General features: G+C 65.6%; 22 protein-coding genes. 7 read left to right on the top strand and 15 right to left on the bottom strand.

The genetic code is table 11. The annotated features are described in order from the left end of the window. Positions 1-77: 77 nt before the first annotated feature. Positions 78-647 carry a sigma-70 family RNA polymerase sigma factor gene (locus ACV7JP_RS07440; protein WP_457798592.1) on the bottom strand — a complete coding sequence of 190 codons (570 nt, stop codon included), beginning with the start codon at positions 645-647 and terminating at the stop codon, positions 78-80. Then, positions 644-1,186, bottom strand: coding sequence for a NepR family anti-sigma factor (locus ACV7JP_RS07435; protein ID WP_457798591.1), 543 nt, complete (start codon positions 1,184-1,186; stop codon positions 644-646). Before ACV7JP_RS07435 ends, ACV7JP_RS07440 begins: the two co-directional genes overlap by 4 nt. 46 nt (positions 1,187-1,232) lie before the next feature. Between ACV7JP_RS07435 and ACV7JP_RS07430 the strand changes: the two genes are divergently transcribed. Both ACV7JP_RS07430 and ACV7JP_RS07425 read left to right on the top strand, forming a co-directional pair. Further along, positions 1,233-2,027 (top strand): response regulator, encoded by a 795-nt coding sequence (locus tag ACV7JP_RS07430; RefSeq protein WP_457798590.1) that lies wholly within the window; start codon positions 1,233-1,235, stop codon positions 2,025-2,027. 155 nt (positions 2,028-2,182) lie between these two features. Next, positions 2,183-2,458, top strand: a complete 276-nt coding sequence (locus tag ACV7JP_RS07425) for a con-10 family general stress protein (protein WP_457798589.1) — start codon at positions 2,183-2,185, stop codon at positions 2,456-2,458. A 24-nt stretch (positions 2,459-2,482) separates the two neighbouring features. Here ACV7JP_RS07425 and ptsN read toward each other — a convergent pair whose 3' ends face one another. The 8 genes from ptsN to ACV7JP_RS07385 all read right to left on the bottom strand — a co-directional run bounded on the left by ptsN (position 2,483) and on the right by ACV7JP_RS07385 (position 9,946). Beyond that, positions 2,483-2,947: a PTS IIA-like nitrogen regulatory protein PtsN gene (gene ptsN / locus ACV7JP_RS07420; RefSeq protein ID WP_457798588.1), complete on the bottom strand. Its 465-nt coding sequence runs from the start codon at positions 2,945-2,947 to the stop codon at positions 2,483-2,485. 155 nt (positions 2,948-3,102) lie between these two features. After that, positions 3,103-3,672, bottom strand: a complete 570-nt coding sequence (gene hpf, locus ACV7JP_RS07415) for a ribosome hibernation-promoting factor, HPF/YfiA family (RefSeq protein WP_457798587.1) — start codon at positions 3,670-3,672, stop codon at positions 3,103-3,105. A gap of 370 nt (positions 3,673-4,042) precedes the next feature. Further along, positions 4,043-5,641 (bottom strand): RNA polymerase factor sigma-54, encoded by a 1,599-nt coding sequence (gene rpoN / locus ACV7JP_RS07410; protein ID WP_457798586.1) that lies wholly within the window; start codon positions 5,639-5,641, stop codon positions 4,043-4,045. 150 nt (positions 5,642-5,791) lie between these two features. After that, a complete protein-coding gene (locus tag ACV7JP_RS07405) occupies positions 5,792-6,442 on the bottom strand; it encodes an ATP-binding protein (RefSeq protein ID WP_457798585.1) in 651 nt (216 codons plus the stop codon). 78 nt (positions 6,443-6,520) lie between these two features. Further along, positions 6,521-7,513 (bottom strand): LPS export ABC transporter ATP-binding protein, encoded by a 993-nt coding sequence (gene lptB / locus ACV7JP_RS07400; RefSeq protein WP_457798584.1) that lies wholly within the window; start codon positions 7,511-7,513, stop codon positions 6,521-6,523. A 142-nt stretch (positions 7,514-7,655) separates the two neighbouring features. Then, positions 7,656-8,261: a 3-isopropylmalate dehydratase small subunit gene (gene leuD / locus ACV7JP_RS07395; RefSeq protein ID WP_457798583.1), complete on the bottom strand. Its 606-nt coding sequence runs from the start codon at positions 8,259-8,261 to the stop codon at positions 7,656-7,658. Positions 8,262-8,503: 242 nt separating this feature from the next. After that, a complete protein-coding gene (locus tag ACV7JP_RS07390; protein ID WP_457798582.1) occupies positions 8,504-9,310 on the bottom strand; it encodes an outer membrane protein in 807 nt (268 codons plus the stop codon). Between the two features lie 153 nt (positions 9,311-9,463). Next, positions 9,464-9,946, bottom strand: a complete 483-nt coding sequence (locus ACV7JP_RS07385) for a DUF2243 domain-containing protein (protein ID WP_457798581.1) — start codon at positions 9,944-9,946, stop codon at positions 9,464-9,466. Between the two features lie 119 nt (positions 9,947-10,065). Here ACV7JP_RS07385 and ACV7JP_RS07380 point away from each other — a divergent pair, with 119 nt between their 5' ends. Together ACV7JP_RS07380 and acs are read left to right on the top strand one after the other, a co-directional pair. Continuing rightward, entirely contained in the window at positions 10,066-10,776 is a 711-nt protein-coding gene (locus tag ACV7JP_RS07380) for a Crp/Fnr family transcriptional regulator (protein WP_457798580.1), read from the top strand. 84 nt (positions 10,777-10,860) lie between these two features. Continuing rightward, positions 10,861-12,792: an acetate--CoA ligase gene (gene acs, locus ACV7JP_RS07375; protein WP_457798579.1), complete on the top strand. Its 1,932-nt coding sequence runs from the start codon at positions 10,861-10,863 to the stop codon at positions 12,790-12,792. Positions 12,793-12,914: 122 nt separating this feature from the next. Here the strand turns inward: acs and shc are convergent, their stop codons facing one another. Beyond that, positions 12,915-14,885, bottom strand: coding sequence for a squalene--hopene cyclase (shc, locus tag ACV7JP_RS07370; protein WP_457798578.1), 1,971 nt, complete (start codon positions 14,883-14,885; stop codon positions 12,915-12,917). A gap of 35 nt (positions 14,886-14,920) precedes the next feature. Next, the gene (locus tag ACV7JP_RS07365) at positions 14,921-15,217 is read right to left on the bottom strand and encodes a helix-turn-helix domain-containing protein (RefSeq protein WP_457798577.1); all 297 of its coding nucleotides are present in this window, start codon (positions 15,215-15,217) and stop codon (positions 14,921-14,923) included. Positions 15,218-15,499: 282 nt separating this feature from the next. On the opposite strand from ACV7JP_RS07365, the gene ACV7JP_RS07360 reads away from it, so the two are divergent. The 3 genes from ACV7JP_RS07360 (at position 15,500) to ACV7JP_RS07350 (ending at position 17,445) form a co-directional block, all read left to right on the top strand. Then, complete coding sequence (locus tag ACV7JP_RS07360; RefSeq protein WP_457798576.1) at positions 15,500-15,871, top strand: Rieske (2Fe-2S) protein; 372 nt, start codon at positions 15,500-15,502, stop codon at positions 15,869-15,871. Positions 15,872-15,882: 11 nt separating this feature from the next. Then, entirely contained in the window at positions 15,883-16,635 is a 753-nt protein-coding gene (locus ACV7JP_RS07355; RefSeq protein ID WP_457798575.1) for a hypothetical protein, read from the top strand. A gap of 189 nt (positions 16,636-16,824) precedes the next feature. Further along, a complete protein-coding gene (locus ACV7JP_RS07350; RefSeq protein ID WP_457798574.1) occupies positions 16,825-17,445 on the top strand; it encodes a hypothetical protein in 621 nt (206 codons plus the stop codon). 190 nt (positions 17,446-17,635) lie between these two features. On the opposite strand, the gene hpnE is transcribed toward ACV7JP_RS07350, so the two are convergent. The 3 genes from hpnE to hpnC are packed head-to-tail and all read right to left on the bottom strand — an operon-like array spanning position 17,636 to position 20,627. Continuing rightward, on the bottom strand, positions 17,636-18,889 hold the full coding sequence (hpnE, locus tag ACV7JP_RS07345) for a hydroxysqualene dehydroxylase HpnE (protein ID WP_457798573.1): 1,254 nt from the start codon (positions 18,887-18,889) through the stop codon (positions 17,636-17,638). Further along, positions 18,886-19,752 (bottom strand): presqualene diphosphate synthase HpnD, encoded by an 867-nt coding sequence (gene hpnD / locus ACV7JP_RS07340; protein ID WP_457798572.1) that lies wholly within the window; start codon positions 19,750-19,752, stop codon positions 18,886-18,888. Before hpnD ends, hpnE begins: the two co-directional genes overlap by 4 nt. Continuing rightward, complete coding sequence (gene hpnC, locus ACV7JP_RS07335; protein ID WP_457798571.1) at positions 19,749-20,627, bottom strand: squalene synthase HpnC; 879 nt, start codon at positions 20,625-20,627, stop codon at positions 19,749-19,751. The genes hpnD and hpnC overlap by 4 nt, the downstream gene beginning before the upstream one ends. Positions 20,628-20,635 lie beyond the last annotated feature (8 nt).

Here is a 20,635-nt window from a genome sequence, read left to right as displayed (position 1 = left end):
CGATAGGCGCGCGGCTCGGCGCCGCGCCGAATGCGGGGCGTTTCAGAGGCACCCTATGCGGCATTTCCCGCCGGCGTTCAATCTCGGCCGACGGTCGAGAGCGCCGCGGCGCGCGTCTCGCCCTCCCGCGACGCGCCGGGCGGCAGCGACATGAGCTCCGCGAGGCGGTTGCGCGCGCGATTGACCCGGCTTTTCATGGTGCCGGGCGCGCAGCCGCAGATTTCGGCCGCTTCCTCATAGGACATGCCCTGGGCGGCGACGAGAATCAGCGCCTCGCGCTGATCGAGCGGCAGCTTTTGCAAGGCCTCGCGAAAATCGAGGAAGTCCATATGCGCATGTTGCGATTCCGGCGCGATCAGCTTCGCGGCGGCCGCGCCGTCGGGATCGGGCGCCTCGCGCCGGCGCTTTCGGAATTCGCTGTAGTAGATATTGCGCAGAATGGTGAAGAGCCACGCGGTGAGGTTGGTGCCCTCCGCGAAGGAATCGAGGCTCCCCCACGCCTTGACGAGCGTCTCCTGGACGAGATCGTCGGCGCGGTCGGAATTGCCGCAAATGGAGACGGCGAAGGCGCGCAGGCTCGGGATGGCCGCGATCAGATCCGCCTTCAGACTTTTGCCTTCGGTGGCGGTCGGTCCGTCTGCGCTCACTCTCTCTCCCCGGGCGCGCCGTTCGACAGGCCCGAGGATACCATATTCTTTTCCAGCTGGTTCAGAAGATTCAGAAAGCGATCAGGGACAGGCTGGGCGACGAGATCGTCATAGAGATTCTGAAGCTCCTTGCCGATCGCGTCGCCGAAGTCGACATTGCGCATCTTCTTATTGGTCCTCTCAGAAGCACAAAGGCTGAGACCGCCGGGGGTCATGCCGTTCGCGTCCGGCGCCTCCTTGCGCCCATTGCCGCGCCGCGACGCGCCGGCGCCCGCTCCGAGCCCGGCGGCGATGGCCGCCACGCCGCGGGAAAGCGTTCCGGAAAAATGACGCGTCTCCGCGCGGTCCTCGTCGGACTGGGCGCGCGCGGCGGCATTCTCCGGATTGTTGTTCACCATGGAGCCCCCGATCTGCAAAGCCATGATTTTCTGTGGCGGACCTATTTCGTCGCGCGATATAGTGCGCTGCACGGAAAGCAAAACGCCGCGCTCAGGGATTGGTTCCTTAAATTGTGCGTGTTGTTTTGACGCAGCGGTCATGATTGCGCTTCCTTTCCGTTCTGGGTCGCCTCCGGAGTGGCGTAACATGTCGGTTTCACGAGAGATTTCGGGTCACCTGCCTTATCTTCGGCGCTTTGCGAGAGCGCTGGTCGGCGCCCGCGAGGGCGGCGACGCCTATGTGTTGGCGACGCTCGAGGCCATCGTCGCGGACCCCCGGAAACTAAAGGAAAATGAAGATCTTCGGGTCTCCCTCTACAAGCAGTTCCTAAAAGTGTGGGCCGCGGCGCCGGTCCTGCTCCCGGCGCCCGCCGGGGAGGGCGAGGAAACCGGCGCGCGCCGCAATCTCGACGCCATTTCGCTGCGGCCGCGCATCGCCTTTCTGCTGCACGCCCTGGAAGGGTTCGATCTCGAGCAGGTGGGCGACACGCTCGACGTCTCGGAACGCGACGCCGCCGATCTCATCGACGCGGCCAATGCCGAGATCGCCGATCAGATCGCGACGGATGTCCTCATCATCGAGGACGAACCCCTCATCGCCCATGATCTGCGCAGCATTGTGGAGGAACTGGGGCATTCGGTCGTCGGCATGGCGCGCACCCATCGCGAGGCCGTCGCCGCCATCGGCGCCGCGAGGCCCGGCCTGATTCTCGCCGACATCCAGCTCGCCGACGGCAGTTCCGGCCTCGACGCCGTGAACGAGATTCTCGACGCCCTGTCGACTCCGGTGATTTTCGTGACCGCCTATCCCGAGCGCTTTCTGACGGGCGCGCCGCCCGAGCCGGCCTTCCTCGTCACCAAGCCCTTCAGCGTCGAGAGCCTCAAGGCGGTGATCAGCCAGGCCTTGTTCTTCAACCGCAGGTCGCAGCGGCGGGAGGTCTGAGGCGGGGCCGGCCGGCCGCCGATCCCGTAAAGTAAGTATTTTTCCTGATAGGTTTTTCCGCCTCCGCAAGCTTGGCTACGTATATTCCACGATTGCAGAAACCTTGGCCGGTTAGGCAAGTTATACGCGTGGCGCTGGGGGCAAGAGAGGCGACCATGCAGGAAGTAGTGAAGAAGTCCAATCGAGGCTTTGCGTCGATGGATCCCGAGAAGCAGCGCGCGATCGCACGGAAGGGCGGGCAGAGCGTCCCCGACGAAAAGCGCAGTTTTTCGCAGAATCCCGAGCTTGCGGCGCGCGCCGGGCGCAAGGGCGGGCAGAGCGTGAATCCGGCGAAGCGCAGCTTCTCGCGCGACCATACGCTCGCGTCGGAAGCAGGCCGTAAGGGCGGACACGCCTCTCACGGCGGCGGGCAGAAGCGGGCGTCGGCTTAAGAGGCGACGCCTTCCTATAAAGCGTTACGCGGCGTAGGGCTTGGAACGCTGCGCGATTAATGAGTATAGCGCGTCATGGTCTCGCGTGGCGCGGATGGTTGCGACAAGGCCAGGGTCGCGAAGCATCCGCGCCGCGCAGGCAAGCGCCTTGAGATGGTCGGCGCCGGATGATTCGGGCGCGATCAGCAGAAACACCAGATCGACCGGCGCGCCGTCCAGCGCCTCGAACTCCACCGGCCGCTCGAGCCGGGCGAAAATCCCGAAAATCGACTTCACCTTGGCGAGCTTGCCATGCGGGATCGCGACGCCCTCGCCGATTCCCGTCGAGCCAAGACGCTCGCGGTGCAGCAGCGCGTCGAAGATCTCGCGCGCCGGCAGGCCGGAGAGCCTCGCCGCCCGATCGCTCAACTCCTGAAGCAATTGCTTTTTGGTCGTCGCCTTCAAGGTGGCGATGACTGCTTCCGGCGTGACTAGATCCGTGAGCCGCATGCGTCGACCTATCCGTTGAACATTGGAGAACCCCGCCCTTCAGCCGGACGGCGGCGCCCGAGAAGGAAATCGCAAGATACATGCCGAGGAAACCGCGAATCTCCGGACGCGGCGGCGTTTCTCTTCTCCCGCGCGAAAGCGCCTTTTGATGGGCGTTAATCGCCCGCGGGCGTGTCGATCCAACCGATATTGTCGTCGCTGCGCCGATAGACAATATTGACGCGGCCGGTATTCGCATGGCGGAAGATCAGGACCGGCGCGCCGGATAGGTCGAGATCGAGCACGGCCGCGGAGACGGACAGGCGGCGCAGCCTCGTGGTCGTCTCGGCGACGACGGCGGGGCTGAACTCGGCCGGCGCCTCGCTCTCCTGATCCGGCGCTTCGAGCACCTGATAGGGCACCACTTCCGGCGCCTCGGGGGCGTGCCCGTCATGATGGCTCTTCAGCCGCTCCTTATAGCGGCGCAGGCGCTTTTCCAGCCGATCGGCGGCCTGGTCGAAAGTGGCGTAGGGCTCCTGGCCGCGGCCGTCCGCCTGGAGAACGATGCCCGAGGTCAGATGCAGGCTGCAATCGGCGCGATAGCCCGAGCCCTCCGGCGCGATCGTGACATGGCCGCTGATTCCGCCGTCGAAATATTTCGAGGCGGCCTGCTCCAGCCGCTGCGCGACATGCATGCGCAGCGCTTCGCCGATATTCATGTTCTTGCCTGAAACTCTCAGGGACATCTCGTTCCGCCCTTTCCGACAAGCGGCGGACCGTCGCGGCCGAGACGCGGAGGTCTCTATGCGCCGACGCGCCGATCACGGATGTTATGATCCCAAATTTCCGAGCGCCCGTCTCGGTGATTCGACCCGGCGCCTGCGGACCCCGCATGGCGCCGCAAAATTTCGCGAAGCGTTAGAAGGCTGAGCGCGCGAAGTCAATGGGCGCCGCAGCAACGGGCGCCCGCGCCGCCGATTTCCACATGCGAGCGGCGCCTTCTGAAGCGCGGCTCGCGACAAGCGGAAACCGGCTTTTCGTAAGAAGCGCGCTCTAAACCTTTAGAATCGATCACGTTATCCGTGTTTGGGCGATTCCGCCTAAGCGCAGCGCGATTTAATGGGCCTGCGCCTGCTCGCGGGCCAGCGCCATCTTGGCGCGGCGGCGGTCGACCGAGGAAGGAATCCGCAAGCTGTCCCGATATTTGGCGACCGTGCGCCGGGCAATGTCGATATTGATGGCCTTGAGCCTGGCGACGATGGCGTCGTCGGAGAGCACCTCTTCGGCGGACTCCCTGTCGATCATCTGCTTGATTCGGAAACGCACCGATTCGGCCGAATGCGCCTCGCCGCCCGTCGTGGTCGCGATGGAGGCGGAGAAGAAATATTTCAGCTCGAAGATGCCGCGCGGCGTCATCATATATTTATTCGAGGTGACGCGGGACACCGTCGATTCGTGCATGCCGATCGCGTCGGCGATGGTGCGCAGATTGAGCGGCCGCAAATGCTCCACGCCCTTGGCGAGGAAGGCGTCCTGGAGGCGCACGATCTCGGAGGCGACCTTGAGGATTGTGCGGCTGCGCTGCTCCAGGCTCTTCGTCAGCCAGTTGGCGTTCTGCAGGCAGGTGGAGATGAAGGTCTTGTCGGCGTCGCGGGCGCCCGCCGAGACCTTGGCCGCATAGCTGTGATTGACCAGCACCTTCGGCAGGGCGTCGGAGTTGAGCTCGACATGCCAGGAGCCGTCGGCCGCCGCGCGCACGATGACGTCCGCGACGAGCGGCTGGACGGGCGCGTCGCCGAAGGCGCGGCCGGGCTTCGGGTCCAGGCTGCGCAGCTCGGCCGCCATGTCGGCGACGTCGTCCATATCGACGCCGCAGAGCTTGGCGAGCTGCGCGAAATCGCGCTTGGCGACGAGCGGCAGATTGGCGACGAATATCTGCATCGCCGGATCGTAGCGGTCGCGCTCCCTGAGCTGGATCGCGAGGCATTCCGCGAGGTCGCGGGCGCCGACGCCGGAGGGATCGAAGCTCTGGATCATGGCGAGGACCGCCTCCGCATCCGCCAGGCCGGCGTCGAGCCGGCCGGCAATGTCCTCGAGGCTCTCGCGCAGATAGCCGGTCTCGTCGACGCCGTCGATGATCGCCTGGCCGATCAGGCGGCGGCGCGGATCGGGGCAGGCGAGGGCGAGCTGCCCGGCGAGATGGTCGTGCAGGCTCGGCCGCGAGGCCACATAGGCCTCGAGATTAGGCGCCTCGCCGTCGTCGCCGCCGCCGCCGGCGGCGCCGCTCCAGGAGGTCGCCGAGAGGCCCGCGCCCTCCAGCGCCGCGCGCGGCGCCTCGGCCGTGACCGCTGGTCCCTCGGGCTCGAAGGCGTTGCTCATATCCGCGCCGAGATCAGCGGAAAGCGTCGCCGAATCGACGGCGAGCGAATCGCGCGCCCAGTCGCCCTCATGGGGCTCGCCGTCGAAAGCTTCGGCTGCGGCGCCCGGGAGATCGCTGAAATCCTCGCCGCCCTTGGCCGCGCCGTCGCCCGCGGCGCCCTCGCCGGAATAGTCGCCCTCCTGGGCCTCGAGGAGCGGATTGCGCTCCAGCTCGTCGTGCAGAAAGGCGGAAAGCTCCAGATTGGAGAATTGCAGCAGCTTGATCGCCTGGAGGAGCTGCGGGGTCATAACCAGGGCCTGGCCCTGGCGCATCATCAGCTTTGTCGAAATCGCCATCTGCGCCAACTCGCACGCTTGCCTACCGACCGCGTTGGCGCGGCCTGTTTCTTGCTTATAACACGGTGCGGAAAGCTCGGCAGGGTCAAATTACCGGCGCCTGGCGCGATGAAACGCCCAAGGGTTAATCAGCCGTCAAAGCAAGCCTGTTCAAGCCGGGCAGGAAAGGAAGACGGTCGTTCCGGTCGGGGACGTCCTGATCCTCAGATCGCCGTCGATCTGGCGGGCGAGGCTGCGCATGAAATCGAGCCCTTCGGCTCCCTCCTTCGCGGCGGCCTCCGGGTCGAAGCCCAGTCCGCAATCGACGACCGTGAGCTCCAGCCGCGCGCCATGTCCGCGCAAGGTGGCGTAGACGGATCCCGAAGCAAGGCCCGGAAAGGCGTGCTTGAGCGAATTGGCGGCGGCTTCCGCATAGATGAGGCCGATGCAATTGGCGCGTCTGAAGTCGACGAGGAGATCGGGATCGACCGAGGTCGCGAGCCGCACCCGGCTGTCGAGGCCGGACACGAGCGCTTTCGCCAGCGCCGGAAGATAAATGCTCATGGAGACGAGGTCGTCGCCGACCTCGTTGAGGTCACAGGCGCCCATCAGGCAGGAAATGCATTTGCGGCAGAGATCGGGCTGCACCGTTTTTCTCGCCTGGGCGGCGAACAGCGTGGAAAGCGTGCCGAGATTATCTCTAAAGCGCCGGCAAAGTCGGTCGTATTTCCCTCTTAACGCCTGTAACTCCACATCCTTTTCATGGAGCTTGGCGTCGAGCTCGGCGACCGTCCCGGCAAAATCTGGGTCGAAATTACCCATGGGCCCCTCGAAGAGATTTTTTACAACCCTGGGCAGTAAAGCAATTATCGATAAAATTTGAAAGCGCAGCATTTAATTTTACATGCGGAAATCCTCGCCGAGATAGATACGTCTAACATCTGGATTGGCCACAATTTCTTCAGGCGGACCCTCGGTCAAGACGTGGCCGTTGTAAATGATGTAGGCGCGGTCGGTCAGACCCAGAGTCTCGCGCACGCTGTGGTCGGTGATCAGCACGCCGATTCCGCGCGCCTTCAAATGCCGCACAAGGTCCTGAATGCCGCCGACCGCGATGGGATCGATGCCGGCGAAGGGCTCGTCGAGCAGCATGAAGGAGGGATGCCCCGCCAAGGCGCGGGCGATCTCGCAACGCCGCCGCTCGCCGCCGGAAAGCGCGACGGCTGGCGTATGGCGCATGCGCGTCAGGCGGAACTCCTCGAGCAGCCCCTCCAGCTCGTCCCTGCGCTTGCTCTCGTCGGGCTGGGTGATCTCGAGGACGGCGCGGATATTGTCCTCAACCGAAAGGCCGCGAAAGACAGAGGCTTCCTGAGGAAGATAGCCGATGCCGAGCCGCGCGCGGCGATACATGGGCAGGGGCGTGACGTCATAGCCGTCGAGCGAGATGACGCCCTTGTCCGGCTTCACGAGGCCGGTGATCATGTAGAAGACGGTGGTCTTGCCGGCGCCGTTGGGGCCGAGGAGGCCCACGGCCTCGCCGCGCCTCACATGGAGGCTCACATCCTCCACCACCCGTCGCGCCTTGTAGGATTTGGCCAGATTATGGACGGAGAGCATGCCGTCCCCGTCATAGCCCGGCCCCTCCAGATAGGAGCCCGCGGCATAGGTCTCGCGCCCATCGTCCGCGGCGCTTTCGGCCCGCGCCCAGGACGGCGCGTCGTCGGGAGGGGCGCCTAAATTTTCAGCAGCCGCCTCGCCGCGCCAGTCGGCTTCCGCCAGATCGTCCTTCTTATGCGAGCGGACTTTCGCCAGCCGCGCCCGCGCGGCGCCGAGCGCCCCGGAAAGGGACTGCGCGGCGGCGCGAAGCCGGGAAAGGGCGGCGAATTGATTCAAGGGGCTCCGTCGCGGAAAGAGAGAAATGAACCGCCATCGGCGTCGCCCGCTCTTCCCGCCAGGCGCCGTCTCGCGCTTCCTAACGCAAGCGCGGGCCTGTCGCCAGATGACCCGCCGCCGCGCCGGGGCGCGCCCGCCGGCCTCACGCCCAGGGACGGGACAGCGCCGAAGCCTTCTCGAAAGCGTCGATCTTGTCGGCCTTCTGCAGCGTCAGGCCGATATCGTCGAGGCCGTTCAGCAGGCAGTGCTTGCGGAAAGGATCGATGTCGAACCTGATCACGCCGCCGTCCGGCCCACGAATTTCCTGGGCCTCGAGATCGACGGTCAGCGTCGCGTTGGCGCCGCGTCCCGCATCGTCGAACAGCTTGTCGAGCTCCGCCTGCGTCACCTTGATCGGCAGAATGCCGTTCTTGAAGCAGTTATTATAGAAAATATCGGCGAAGCTCGTCGAGACGACGCAGCGCAGGCCGAAATCCAGAAGCGCCCAGGGCGCGTGCTCGCGCGAGGAGCCGCAGCCGAAATTGTCGCCCGCGATCAGGATCGTCGCCTGGCGATAGGCCGGCTGGTTCAGCACGAAGTCGGGATTTTCCGACCCGTCCTCCCGGTAGCGCATTTCCGAGAAGAGGCCCTTGCCGAGGCCGGTGCGCGCGATCGTCTTCAAATATTGCTTGGGGATGATCATGTCCGTGTCGACATTCATGATCGGCAGCGGCGCGGCGATTCCCGTCAGCGTGGTGAACTTGTCCATATGTCTCCGCCCGGCGCGTTGAACGATTTTGACGCGCCCTTTAGCAAATTGCCCGGCGCAGGCAAAGGGCCGCGCGAAGGCGGGGGCGAAGCTGGCCGGCGCGAGCGGCCGCGCAAATCCGCCCGGCCTGCGCCATTGCGAGGCGCGCAAGCGGCGATCCCGAGCCGCGTCGCCGCTCTGGACTGCTTCGCCGCGCCCGCAATGGCGGCGTAAGAACGCCGGGGAAGTCGCAAGCGTCCGGATCAGTAGGCGGCGATGACGGGCTCGCCGCCGCCGCCGACATTGAAGCGGTAATTGACGCCCGCCCGGAAAATATTGATCTGCGGATGACGATGATAGCCCCAATTGTGGCCGAAATAGCCGGTCGTTCCGCCGCTGTCGAGATCCATGAAGAGATACTCGCCCTTGACCGACCAGCCGGGGCGGAAGAGCCATTCCGCGCCGCCGCCGGCGGTCCAGCCGACGCGGACACTGCCATGGCCCGTATATTGTCCCCGGAGCGCGCCATAGGCGAAGCCGCCCGTGCCGTAGACGAGAAAGGCGGGCGAGACCAGGAAACCGGCGCGGCCGCGCGCCGTCCCGAACCAGTCGAGCGCAACGCCGATATTGCCGGAGGGCGCGAGCGGCGCCAGGAAGCCGCCGGGCGTGACCGGGCTCGGATAGAGCGCCCAGACGGCGTTCCCGCCGGAGCGCATGGTCGATCCCTGGAAGTCCGCCTCGGCGCCGATGACGATGGCTTCGCGGAACTGCCAGTCATAGCCGATCTGGCCGCCGCCCACGACGCCGCCGGCGTTGCTCCCGCCATTTGTCGAGCCGGGCAGAAACCAGAGCCCGCCCGCGAGCGGGTCCGTATAGGGCGCGAGATTGGCGCGGTTGAGCGTATTCGCGCTCCAGCCGCCGCCAATGTTCACGCCCGCGAAGAAGCCGGTCCAGAGCGCCGGGGGCGGCGGGGGCGGCGCGTAGACGCCCTGGCGCAGGGGAAGGTCGGCGGCCGTCGCCGAACCGGCGAGAAGGGCCGCAATGGCGCCCGCGAAAGCCTGTCTTTTCATAAAGGAAATCTCCTCGGCGCGGACCGAATCCGCGCTTGATCCTGAGGAGATTCCAGCGGAATTACGGTTAATGGCCGCTTAAAGGGCGCGGCGGGTCCAAGGCTTCCGCGCGCATTTGGCGCGGATGTTGCGGCCGCGCCACGCGCCGCCCGCTCAAGCTTCCGCGAGATTCCGGCGCACGCTCATATGAAGCGCCCAGCCGGCGGCCAGCATGGCCGCGCCCCAAAGCATGTATCCCCAGTCCCAGAACGCCCATTGCGACACGGGGACGGTCTCGTTGACATGGTGGATGCCGAGAATGAGGTGATTCACGGCGCCTTCGACGAGATTGAAGCCGCCCCAGCCCATGAGCAGCGCGCCGACGAGCGTGCGCCCCGACCAGGCGAAATGCGGCCGCCGCGCCGCGCGCCACAGGAGAAAGAGGCCGATCGCCACGCAGACATAGGTAAATGCGTGGAAGAGCCCGTCCCACAGCGTGTTGAGCTGCAGATCCGCCACCGTGTCCGTCGGGCGGACATTGCTCAGCATGTGATGCCACTGCAGAAGCTGGTGGAAGAGGATCCCGTCGAAAAAGCCGCCAAGCCCGACGCCCAAAAAGATCCCGGCCGCCGTCGCCCCGCCATTGCGCCTGTCCATGACCGGCCTCCTGAAGCAAAAGGGCGCAACGCGCGTCGCGCGGGCGATGTTCCCCCTCTCGCTTCGACTCGGCCCTTTCTGCTAAAACCATCCGGCGCAGGCGGAGTTTTCACGGCCCCATGATCCCCCAGAACTGGCTCGTCGAGGGAATCGGCTATCTCGCCGCGGCGGCGAACGTCTTCGTCTTCGTGTCGAACACGATGATCCCGCTGCGCATCGCGGCCATCGCCGCCAACGCCCTTTTCGCCGCCTATTTTCTCCTCAAGGGCTATTATCCCCTCTTCGCGCTCAACGCCTTCATGGCGCCGATCAACGTCTTCCGCCTGCGGCAGATGCGGCGGCTCATCGCCGACGTCCGGCAGGCGACGCAACAGGCGAGCGAAGGCGAGTTCGATTATGAATGGTTGCGCCCCTATATGAAGCCGCTCACGCTTCCCGCGGGCTTCACGCTTCACCGCAAAGGCGACCTCTCGGAAGAGGCCTATATCATCGTGAGGGGCGAGATTTCGCTGCTCGAGCCCGGCGTCACGCTGAAGCCCGGCGCCTTTTTCGGCGAGATGGGCTTGTTCACGGAGGAGAACCGCCGTACGGCGACGGTGGCGGCGGCGACCGATGTGGAGCTGCTTTGCGTGCGCTACGACGAATTGCTCGAGCTCGCGGCGCAGAATCCGCAATTCGGATTCTATCTGATGAAGCTGATGATGCGGCGCATGCAGCATAATGTGGAGCTGGCGCGGGACGGCGCGACGGCGAAGGACAAGGGCGCAACGCCATCCGCGCCCGTCATTGCGAGGAGCGTCAGCGACGAAGCAATCCAGGGGCCGTCATAGCTGCTCTGGATTGCTTCGCTCCGCTCGCAATGACGGCCCCCAAAAACAGACGCCCGCTTGCGGGACGAAAGGTCGAGGGAACACATGTCCGAGAAGCTCTATCTCGTACCCGAGGACTGGAAGGACGCCCGCATCGACGACGAGGCCTATCGCGCGCTTTACGAAGAGTCGCGGAGAGACCCGCAGGGCTTCTGGGCGCGGGAGGCGCGGCGGATCGACTGGATCACGCCCTTTACCAAGGTGAAGCATACGAGCTTCGACCTGCACAACGTCTCGATCAAATGGTTTGAGGACGGGACGACCAATGTCGCGATGAACTGCGTCGACCGGCATCTCCCCGAACGCGCGGACCGGACCGCGATCATCTGGGAGGGCGACGATCCCTCCGTCTCGAAGCGCATCACATATGCCGAGCTGCACGAGCATGTCTGCCGCTTCGCGAATGTCTTGAAGAAGCACGGCGTCAAGAAGGGCGACCGCGTCACCATCTATCTGCCGATGATCCCCGAGGCGGCCTACGCCATGCTGGCCTGCGCGCGCATCGGCGCCGTTCATTCCGTCGTCTTCGCCGGCTTCTCGCCGGAGGCGCTCGCGGGCCGCATCGAGGACGCCGCCTCGGAGGTGATCGTCACGGCGGATGAAGGCCTGCGCGGCGGCCGCAAGGTCCCCCTCAAGAGCAATGTCGACGCGGCGCTGGAGAAGGTGGAGGCGAAGAGCGTCATCGTCGTCACGCGCACGGGCGCGGAGATCGACTGGGCTCCCGGCCGCGACTTCCGCTATGAGGAGGAGGCGTTGGCGGTCCATGCCGACTGCCCCTATGCGGAAATGGGCGCGGAGGACCCGCTCTTCATCCTCTATACGTCGGGCTCGACCGGCAGGCCCAAGGGCGTGCTGCATACGACGGGCGGCTATCTCGTCCATGCCGCGCTGACGCATGAGCTCGTCTTCGACCATCGCGAGGGCGACGTCTATTGGTGCACGGCGGATGTCGGCTGGGTGACGGGCCACTCCTATATCGTCTACGGCCCCCTCGCCAATGGCGCGACGACGCTGATGTTCGAGGGCGTGCCGACCTATCCGGGCGTCTCCCGCTTCTGGGACGTGATCGACAAGCATGGCGTGAACATCTTCTACACCGCGCCGACCGCGATCCGCGCGCTGATGGCGGCGGGCGAGGAGCCGGTGAGAAAATCGAGCCGCAAATCGCTGCGGCTGCTGGGCTCGGTCGGCGAGCCGATCAATCCCGAAGCCTGGGAATGGTATCACCGCGTGGTGGGCGAAGGGCGCTGCCCCATCGTCGACACCTGGTGGCAGACGGAGACGGGCGGCATTCTCATCGCGCCGCTCCCCGGCGCGACCGTCTTGAAGCCGGGCTCCGCGACGCGGCCCTTCTTCGGCGTCTTCCCCGAGATCGTGGACAGCGCGGGCCAGGCGCTCGAGGGCGCCTGCGAGGGCAATCTCGTCATCGCCGATTCATGGCCCGGACAGGCGCGCACCGTCCATGGCGACCATGAGCGCTTCGCGCAGACTTATTTTTCCGCCTATCCCGGCAAATATTTCACCGGCGACGGCGCGCGGCGCGACGCGGACGGCTATTACTGGATCACCGGCCGCGTCGACGACGTCATCAACGTCTCCGGCCACCGCCTCGGCACGGCGGAAATCGAGAGCGCGCTCGTGGCGCATGAGAAAGTCTCGGAAGCCGCCGTCGTCGGCTATCCGCACGACCTCAAGGGCCAGGGCATCTACGCCTATGTGACGCTGATGGAAGGCGCCCACGCCACCGAGCATCTGCGCAAGGAGCTCGTGAAATGGGTGCGCGCCGAGATCGGCCCCATCGCCGCGCCCGACGTGATCCAGTTCGCGCCCGGCCTGCCCAAGACGCGCTCGGGCAAGATCATGCGGCGGATCTTGCGCAAGATCGCGGAGGGCGAGTTCGGCGCGCTGGGGGATACTTCGACGCTGGCGGATCCCGGGGTGGTGGAGGAGCTGGTGAGAAATAGGCCGGCGGGGTAGGATCGGCTTTTCGCGCGGGGCCTCGCGACGTCTCTCGCACGGAACGCGCCCCTGAAAATCAGGGACGCGCGTTGACTTAAGGGCAAGCGGGCTTTCCCCGCGCCGCGGAGCGCGAGAGCGCGCTACAGTCCTACTGTCACGACCTTGCTGTTCGTCTGCGAGAGGTTGCGGTAGCGGGCCAGCGCCCAGAGCGGGAAAAAGCGGCGATAGCCATGGTAGCGCAGATAGAAGACCCGCGGAAAGCCCGTGGCGGTGAAGCGGGGCTCGTCCCATAGTCCATGCTCGGCCTGCGTCGATTGCAGCCAGGCGACGCCGCGCGCGACGGCGGGGTGGTCCGCCTCGCCCGCCGCCATCAGGCCGAGCAGCGCCCAGGCCGTCTGGGAAGAGGTTGAGGGCGCGGGCTCATAGCCCTTGTAATCCATCTTGTAGCTGGAGAGGTCCTCGCCCCAGCCGCCATCCGGGTTTTGAATCGAGACGAGCCAGCTCACCGCGCGGCGATAGGCCTCGTGCGAATGCGGCAGGCCGGCGGCGTTGAGCGCGCAGAGCGCCGACCAGGCGCCGTAAATGTAATTCGCGCCCCAGCGGCCGAACCAGGAGCCGTCCTTCTCCTGCTCCTTTATGATGTAATCGACGCCGCGCTTGAGGCAGTCGCTGGTCTCCGGCGTGTCGCCGAGCTGCGCCAGCATGGAGACGCAGCGCGCGGAAACGTCGACCGTCGGCGGGTCGAGCAGGGCGCCATGATCCGCAAAGGGGATATGGTTGAGATAATGGTGGCTATTGTCGGCGTCGAAGGCGCCCCAGCCGCCATTCCTCGACTGCATGCCGACGATCCATTCCCTGGCGCGGGCGATGCGCTCGACATAGGGCTTCTTCTCTTCGCCGCTCGTCAGGCGGTCCATGGCGGTCGCGACGACGGCGGTGTCGTCCACGTCCGGATAATAGGCGTTGGCGTATTGGAAGGCCCAGCCGCCGGGGCGCAGATCGGGACGCTGCGCCGCCCAATCGCCCTTGACGTCGAGCACCTGGAGCGGGGCCAGCCAGTCGCAGGCCGCGCGAGCGCGCTCGCGGGCGTCCGCATCGCCGGTTTCCAGCAGCGCATGGGCGACGAGCGAGGTGTCCCAGACCGGCGAGACGCAGGGCTGGCAATAGGCCTCGGTCTCGTTCACGACGAGCAGGCGCTCGATCGATTCGCGCGCATCCTTCACGCGCTGGTCCGTCTCCGGGACGCCCAGCACGTCATACATCAGCAGGCTGTTGACCATGGCGGGGAAAATGGCGCCGAGGCCATCAAGGCCGTTGAGGCGCGCCGTCGTCCAGCGTTCGGCGAGCTGAACGCTGTATTCGCGCGAACGCTTCGGCATATGGGGCTCGATCAGGCGCAGCAGCTTGTCGATCTCGCCGAAAATATGCGCCCAGGGCCAGGTCTGGTGCTCGCCCTTCGGCCAGACCTTCACTTCCTCGGGCGGCGTGACGAAGAGCTCCTGGATGCGCACACCCTTGGGGTTTTTCGCGCGCGGCTTGCGGGTCATCAATACGAGGAGCGGCACGAGCACGGTGCGGCCCCAATAGGAGATCTTGTCGAGATGGAAAGGGAACCATCTCGGCAGCAGCATGATCTCGACCGGCATCACCGGCACGCCGCGCCAGGGGATTTCGCCATAGAGCGCGAGCAGCGCGCGCGTGAAGACGTTCGACGTCGCCGCGCCGCCATGGGCGAGGATCGCCTCGCGGGCGCGGACCATATGCGGCGCGTTCACGTCGTCGCCGATCATCTTGAGCGCGAAATAGGCTTTCACGCTCGCCGAGATATTGAAGGCGCCGTCCTGGAAGAGCGGCCAGCCGCCATGATCGCCCTGCATGCGGCGCAGATAGACGGCGATCTTGCGCTCGAGCGCCTCGTCGACCGGCTCGGCGCGGTAATGGCGCATCAGCACATATTCGGCCGGGATGGTCGTGTCGGCCTCGAGCTCGAAGCACCAATGGCCGTCGGACCTGCCCTGCGCCAGCAGCGCGTTCTTGGCGCTCTGGATGCTGGCTTCGAGCGCTTCGGCGCCGATGGGGGCGACATTCTCAATGCGCGCGGCTATGTTCATGCGTGCATCCTTTGATCGTGTGAAAACATTTAGGGTTACGCGATTCTGAGCGTCGCGGACGCGCCGGCGTCGGGGCGGTGCGGCGTCACCACGATCTCCACATCCTGTCCCAGTGCGACGAGAAAGCGCAGAAGCCGCTCCACCGAAAACTGCCTGAAGTCCCCATGCAGCAGCTTCGAGACGTCGGGCTGCTGCACGCCGAAAAGCTCGGCGGCCTCCACCTGCTTGAGGCCGCGCTCCTTCAGCAGCGCCTCGATCTTCCCGACGAGCTGCGCCTTGAGGAGACGGTCCTCGGCGCCTTGCGCCCGTGGAGATGACGGCTCTTCGATCATCGCCCTGTTCTTCGGCTTTCAGCCCGGCGTCTCGATTATAGTGATTTAACCATATGGTCAAGTCACGCGAACGCCGTTTGGTTCGTTGGCTATGCGGCCGTCATTGCGAGGAGCGAAAGCGACGCGGCAATCCAGAGCCGCTATGGCTGCCCCTGGTTTGCTTCGCCTTCGGCTCGCAATGACGCGGGCCGTATCCGCCCTCTGGCGCATCGATTGCTACCCGAGCCTCGATCCGCCTCTTTCCGCCCGAGGCGCTCGACATTGTTCGAAAGGGGCAGCCGCATGGACGAGCTTTTTGTGATTTGTCGGACAGTCGAGATCGACGACGCCCAGGCCCATGGATTCGTCCTGATGAAGGCGGAGGAAAGCGGCGAAGCGTCGCCCTGGCCCATCATCGTCACGCGCAAGGGCAATAATTTCTACGGCTTCGAGAATAGCTGCCCGCATGAGGGGCTGCGGCTCGACAAGGACCCTGGCGTGTTCATGGACGAGGAGGGCAATTTCCTCGAATGCGGCCGGCATCATGCGCAATTCGACATCGATACGGGCGAATGTTTCATCGGCCCCTGCCAGGGCGCGCATCTGACTCCCATCAGGCTCGTCATCGACGAAGGCGACGTCTGCGTCACCGGCGTCATGCTCGCGGACGAGTAGGAAAGGCTCCCATGACCGACATGAAGGAATTGCAGCGCCGCAAGACGCTCATCAATCAGGCGATCGTCTATGTCGATCCCGACGCCTTCATCGCCAACTATGTTGGCTGGCTTGAAATCACGACCTTCATCACGGCGCTGCGGGCAGGCGACGTCCAAGTCCCGGCCGACGGCGTGACGCCGCAATTGACGCCGCAGCAGATGAAGGGCGGCGTCGCTGCCAAATATGGCAACGACGCCGTCTTCGCCTTTTGCATGACCGCGGCGCTGAAAGGCGACAAGGCCGCGGTGGAGAAGGTCGAGAAGGCGCTGAGCGAAAGCCTGGGCCCGGATTTTCCGGGCTCGGTCGCCTTCTGGCCGTTCCGTTCCGCGAATGATTCGCCCATCAGTCTGGAGGATCATGTCGGCGCGTCGGCCTATAAGATGCTCGCCGGCGACATCCCGCCGCCGCCCATGCGCGCGCGGGAGAACTGGAATGCGGGGCTGCGCTTCTTCGAGAAGGCGCGCCAGTCCAATTTCGCGCAGGAGATCATCTATCCGCTCGCCGTGTGGACGCGCGCGAAATGGAGCGAGACGCTGGAAAAGGGCGTCGCGTTCCTGGCGCATATCGAGGACAGCGTGCCGATTTTGCAGGAGGCGCTCGCCGAGACGCGCAACGATCAGGCCTTCGTCGCCAATGTTCTGCTGAAGATGGCGCCGGCGATCGAGCAGGATTTGAGCGACGATATGTCGGGGTTTCTGAGGTCGCTGTCGCGGAGGGGATAAGGCGGTTCGCGCTTATGTTATCTCTCGGCTATATGCTCGTCCGTCGTGCGGTTTGCGCCGGACGCCGCTTGCGCTTGCGCGCTTGGTCATAAGGCCAAGCCTATGGATATGAAGGTGTTCCGCCAAATCGAAACGAAGTTTTAACCATCCGCCCGCGATGGTCTTGCAAGCGACTTTGGAGGAGTGAGCATGGCTGCCAGAACGGATATCGAACTTGCCCTGGCCGAGCTCGAGGCCGGCAAATTTTCCTTCCGCATGGTCGAGACGATCAAGGACCATGTCGCGGCGCTCGAGAGCGACCTCGGGCGCGCGAACGGCGCGTATGAGAGCGCCGCCAAAATTCTGCGCGAGCAGGAATATACGATTTCGCGTCTCGAGGGCGAGCTGCGCAAGGCGAATGCGCGGGTGCATGCGCTCGTGAAGGCGAATGCGCTGTCCGAAGCGGCCCTGCGCGCTACGAAGCGCGGCGCGGCTGTGCTGAGCGACGTTTCTGTGATCGCGGGCGAGCAAGCCGTCGCCTTGTCGAAGAAGGCGTTCGTCCAGCTTTCGACCGTCGATCTCAAGGGCGGCCTCGATCGGGCGAAATCCTATCCGCTGACGCAAAAGGCGCAGGCCGGTCTTGCGAATTTCGATCCGCAAGCCGAGTGGAAGAAGCTCAAGGCGCATCCCATCACGGAAAAAACGCTGCGCGAGCTTCAGACCGTCCTTGCCAAGGCGCAGGAATATTTGCCGGTCGCGCAGAAGCGGTTGGCCGCGCTTGTCGACAAGGCGATGGCTTTCATCGCGAAGCTGCACAACAAGGCTGCCTAGGCTTTGCGCGCAGGGGGCGTCATACCGGTTCCGTTTGATTCATTCGCCGTGCGGCCGTCATTGCGAGCCGAAGGCGAAGCAATCCAGAGCGTCGCCGCGGCCCCTGGATTGCTTCGCTTCGCTCGCAATGACGGGGCGCGCGAACGAAGTGATCAAACGGAAACCGTATCAGGAAGCTGACGTCTCCCGTTCACGAGCGCGCTTGCAGCGTCGCCAATTCCGCCGCCTTGTATCCCGACCGTATCGACCCCTCGATCGTCGCCGGAAGCCCCGTCGCCGTCCAGTCGCCAGCTAGGAACAGATTGCGCCATTGCGTCTTCGCGGCCGGCCGGCGCGCTTCCTGCGCGGGGGTCGCGGCGAAGGTCGCGCGTTTTTCCTTCACGATCTGCCAGGGAGGGAGATCTTTCGGCAGGCCGGTCGCGGTCGCGACTTCCGCCCAGATCTTTTCCGCCAAATCCTCGCGCGGTTCGTCCATCAGCCGGTCGGCGCCGCTGATCGTCACGGACAGGCGGTCGTCGAAGGCGAAGAGCCATTCGGAGAGCGAGCCGACCATGCCGAGGAGCAGAGGCTGGCGAGGCGGCGGCGCGATCTTGAAATGGGCGTTGAGAATGGCGCGGTGGTCGTTTGGCGCCGCGAGGCCGGGGATCAGCTCCTGCGCGATCCAGGCGGGCGCGGCCAGCACGACGCGATCCTCGGCCCCGATCGCGATTTCCTCGTCGCCGAAGCGCAGGGCAGAGACCCGCGCGCCCTCGAAGACGATCTCCTTCAACCGCGCGCCGAAGCGCGGCTCGACTCCTTGCGATTGCAGCTTGCGCAGCGCCGGCTCGATGAAGGCGCGGCCAAGGCCGCCCTTGGCGACGAGCGGCCGGCAGGCGTCGCCCCCGGCGGCGAGCGTCTCGCGCAGCACGGCGCCGGCGAGAGTCGCCGAGGCGACGCTCGGCTCGATATTGAGCGCGGAGAGCATGACCGGGCGCCAGAGCTTCTCCCAGAGCAGCCCCTCGCAGCGCATCGTCTCGCCAATGGTCGCGCCGTTCTTGGCGAAAAGCAGCCTGCCAGCGTCGAGATAATCGAGCGGCCCCGTGCCGGGCACGCGACGATCGGCGAAGAAGACCCACCATGGGACTCGCGAAGCGTTGGGCCTCAACTTCCAGCGCCGGCCCGTCCCGTAATCGAGAAAGTCGAATTCGCATTCGTCCGGGCCGACCAGCGCGTCGCTCGCGCCGATGCGCGCGCCATAATTGCGGGCTGCCGTATTGCCGGAGAGCAGCAGATGGTTGCCATTGTCGATGGCGAGATCGAGCGTCGCGTCGAAATAGGAGCGGCAGCGCCCGCCGGCCATGCGCGCGGCCTCGTAGAGCGCGACGCGCTCGCCTTCGTCGGCGAGCCGCACGGCGCAGGAGAGGCCGGCGAGCCCCGCGCCGACAATGTGGATCGTTCCGCTCACAGGAAGGCGTGCCGCACCAATGCGCCGATGAGCTTCATGCGCGACATGCGCACGGGCGCGCGCGGCGGGGCGAAGCCGCGCAGCGAGAGGCCGTCGAGGATGGAGCGATAGCCGGCGGCCATGAGATAGGGGGCCTTCACCGCATTTTTCGGCAATCCGCCCATGACGAGGTCCGCCTGTTCGAAATGCTCGCGCGCGCGGCCCATCACCGGCGCGCAGACGTGATCGAGGGCCGGGCTCGACAGCGCGGCGTGCGGCGCGTGATTGGTGACGCCGGCTTCCGCCAGCGCCTCGCGCGGCAGATAGAGGCGCCCGCGCGCCGCGTCCTCGTCGAGGTCGCGCAGAATGTTGGTGAGCTGAAGCGCGCGGCCGAGATGATAGGCCAAAAGCTTCGGCGCCGTCGGCAGCTCCGCTTCGTCTTCGTCGACAAGGCCGAAGGCGCGCACCGACAGCCGGCCGACGGCGCTCGCGACCCGATCGCAATAGAGTTCGAGCTTCGCCCAGTCGGGCGCGCAAATATCCTCCTCGACATCCATCGCCATGCCGTCGATGATCGCCTCGAAATCGGCGCGGTCGAGCTTGAAGCGGCGGACGGGTTCGGCGAGGAAGGCGCTGCGCGGACGGATGCGGCCGGCGTAAAGCTCGTCGAGATCGTAGCGCCATCGGTCGAGCGCTTCGCGCCGTTCGGCCCGATCGCCTTCATCGTCGGCGATGTCGTCCACCGCGCGGCAGAAGGTGTAGATCGCGAACATCGCCTCCCGGCGCCGCGGCTCGAGAATCCGCATGGCGAGATAGAAGGAGCTTTTGACGGCGACGGTCTGCGTCTTGAGCGGCGCGGCGTCGGTGATGGATTGCATGGTCATTGCGTGGCGTCCGCGATCTTCCGGCGCCGGCGGGTCGCGCGCCGCAGCAGCGCGCCCATCGCGCCGCGCGCGCCCGCGAGCGCGAAGCCGAATTTGCCGGCGTGAACCTTGTCGCGGAGCGGGTCGGCGGCGGCGAGCCGCGCGACGAGCTTCTCCGCAAGCGCCTGAATGGCGCCGACTTCCATGGCGAGGCGCGTATCGTCGATGAGATCGGCGAAGACCCGCGACTGATCGAGCAGGCCGGCGGTCTTCCGGTTGAGGTCGCGGATCGCCGCGAGCAGCGGGGCGGGCGCACGCGCTTCTCCCAGCATCTCGACCGCGCCGCCATGGGCCTCCAGCGCCTCGGCGGTGACATAGACCCGATCCAGATCGCGATAGTCCTTGCCACAATCCTGCAAATGATTGATGACCTGCAAGGCGGCGCAGAGCGCGTCATTCGCTTCCCAGACGCGCGACGGGTCCTCGCCATGCGCGTCGCAGACGAAACGGCCGACCGGCATCGCCGAATAGCGGCAGTAGTCGATGAGGTCGTCCCAGTCGCGATAGCGCAGATAGGTCACGTCGCGCATGAAGGCGGTGATGAGGTCGCGGGCATGCTGCGGATCGAGCTTGCGCGCCTTGCATTCCTCGCGCAGCCTCGCCGCCACGGCTTCGTCGGGGCCGCGATTCATCAGCGCGTTGTCGAGCCGCTCCAGCAGATCGAGCTTCTGCTGCGGGGCGAGCGAGGCGTGGTCCGAAATATCGTCCGCCGCGCGCACGAAATCATAGAAGGCCATGATCGGCGCGCGGTATTGCGGCGCGATCAGGACCGAGGCGACGGGAAAATTCTCGTCGCGATGCGTCTTGCCCGAACGCGTCTCGGCAATGTCGATCATGCAGCCAA

Source organism: Methylocystis sp. S23 (genome assembly GCF_054106005.1).
Note: the sequence above shows the minus strand (reverse complement) of the source record. Positions and strands in the feature narration are given on the sequence as shown.

What these genes read in the sequence shown, in the direction of transcription:
- ACV7JP_RS07385 (WP_457798581.1), bottom strand. Translation starts at nt 9,946, where the DNA reads ATGGACAGGCGCAATGGCGGGGCGACGGCGGCCGGGATCTTTTTGGGC.
- hpf (WP_457798587.1), bottom strand. Translation starts at nt 3,672, where the DNA reads ATGTCCCTGAGAGTTTCAGGCAAGAACATGAATATCGGCGAAGCGCTG.
- leuD (WP_457798583.1), bottom strand. Translation starts at nt 8,261, where the DNA reads ATGGACAAGTTCACCACGCTGACGGGAATCGCCGCGCCGCTGCCGATC.
- shc (WP_457798578.1), bottom strand. Translation starts at nt 14,885, where the DNA reads ATGAACATAGCCGCGCGCATTGAGAATGTCGCCCCCATCGGCGCCGAA.
- ACV7JP_RS07390 (WP_457798582.1), bottom strand. Translation starts at nt 9,310, where the DNA reads ATGAAAAGACAGGCTTTCGCGGGCGCCATTGCGGCCCTTCTCGCCGGT.
- hpnC (WP_457798571.1), bottom strand. Translation starts at nt 20,627, where the DNA reads ATGATCGACATTGCCGAGACGCGTTCGGGCAAGACGCATCGCGACGAG.
- ACV7JP_RS07435 (WP_457798591.1), bottom strand. Translation starts at nt 1,186, where the DNA reads ATGACCGCTGCGTCAAAACAACACGCACAATTTAAGGAACCAATCCCT.
- ACV7JP_RS07365 (WP_457798577.1), bottom strand. Translation starts at nt 15,217, where the DNA reads ATGATCGAAGAGCCGTCATCTCCACGGGCGCAAGGCGCCGAGGACCGT.
- rpoN (WP_457798586.1), bottom strand. Translation starts at nt 5,641, where the DNA reads ATGGCGATTTCGACAAAGCTGATGATGCGCCAGGGCCAGGCCCTGGTT.
- ACV7JP_RS07430 (WP_457798590.1), top strand. Translation starts at nt 1,233, where the DNA reads ATGTCGGTTTCACGAGAGATTTCGGGTCACCTGCCTTATCTTCGGCGC.
- ACV7JP_RS07350 (WP_457798574.1), top strand. Translation starts at nt 16,825, where the DNA reads ATGGCTGCCAGAACGGATATCGAACTTGCCCTGGCCGAGCTCGAGGCC.
- ptsN (WP_457798588.1), bottom strand. Translation starts at nt 2,947, where the DNA reads ATGCGGCTCACGGATCTAGTCACGCCGGAAGCAGTCATCGCCACCTTG.
- ACV7JP_RS07360 (WP_457798576.1), top strand. Translation starts at nt 15,500, where the DNA reads ATGGACGAGCTTTTTGTGATTTGTCGGACAGTCGAGATCGACGACGCC.
- acs (WP_457798579.1), top strand. Translation starts at nt 10,861, where the DNA reads ATGTCCGAGAAGCTCTATCTCGTACCCGAGGACTGGAAGGACGCCCGC.
- ACV7JP_RS07380 (WP_457798580.1), top strand. Translation starts at nt 10,066, where the DNA reads ATGATCCCCCAGAACTGGCTCGTCGAGGGAATCGGCTATCTCGCCGCG.
- ACV7JP_RS07405 (WP_457798585.1), bottom strand. Translation starts at nt 6,442, where the DNA reads ATGGGTAATTTCGACCCAGATTTTGCCGGGACGGTCGCCGAGCTCGAC.
- ACV7JP_RS07355 (WP_457798575.1), top strand. Translation starts at nt 15,883, where the DNA reads ATGACCGACATGAAGGAATTGCAGCGCCGCAAGACGCTCATCAATCAG.
- hpnD (WP_457798572.1), bottom strand. Translation starts at nt 19,752, where the DNA reads ATGACCATGCAATCCATCACCGACGCCGCGCCGCTCAAGACGCAGACC.
- ACV7JP_RS07425 (WP_457798589.1), top strand. Translation starts at nt 2,183, where the DNA reads ATGCAGGAAGTAGTGAAGAAGTCCAATCGAGGCTTTGCGTCGATGGAT.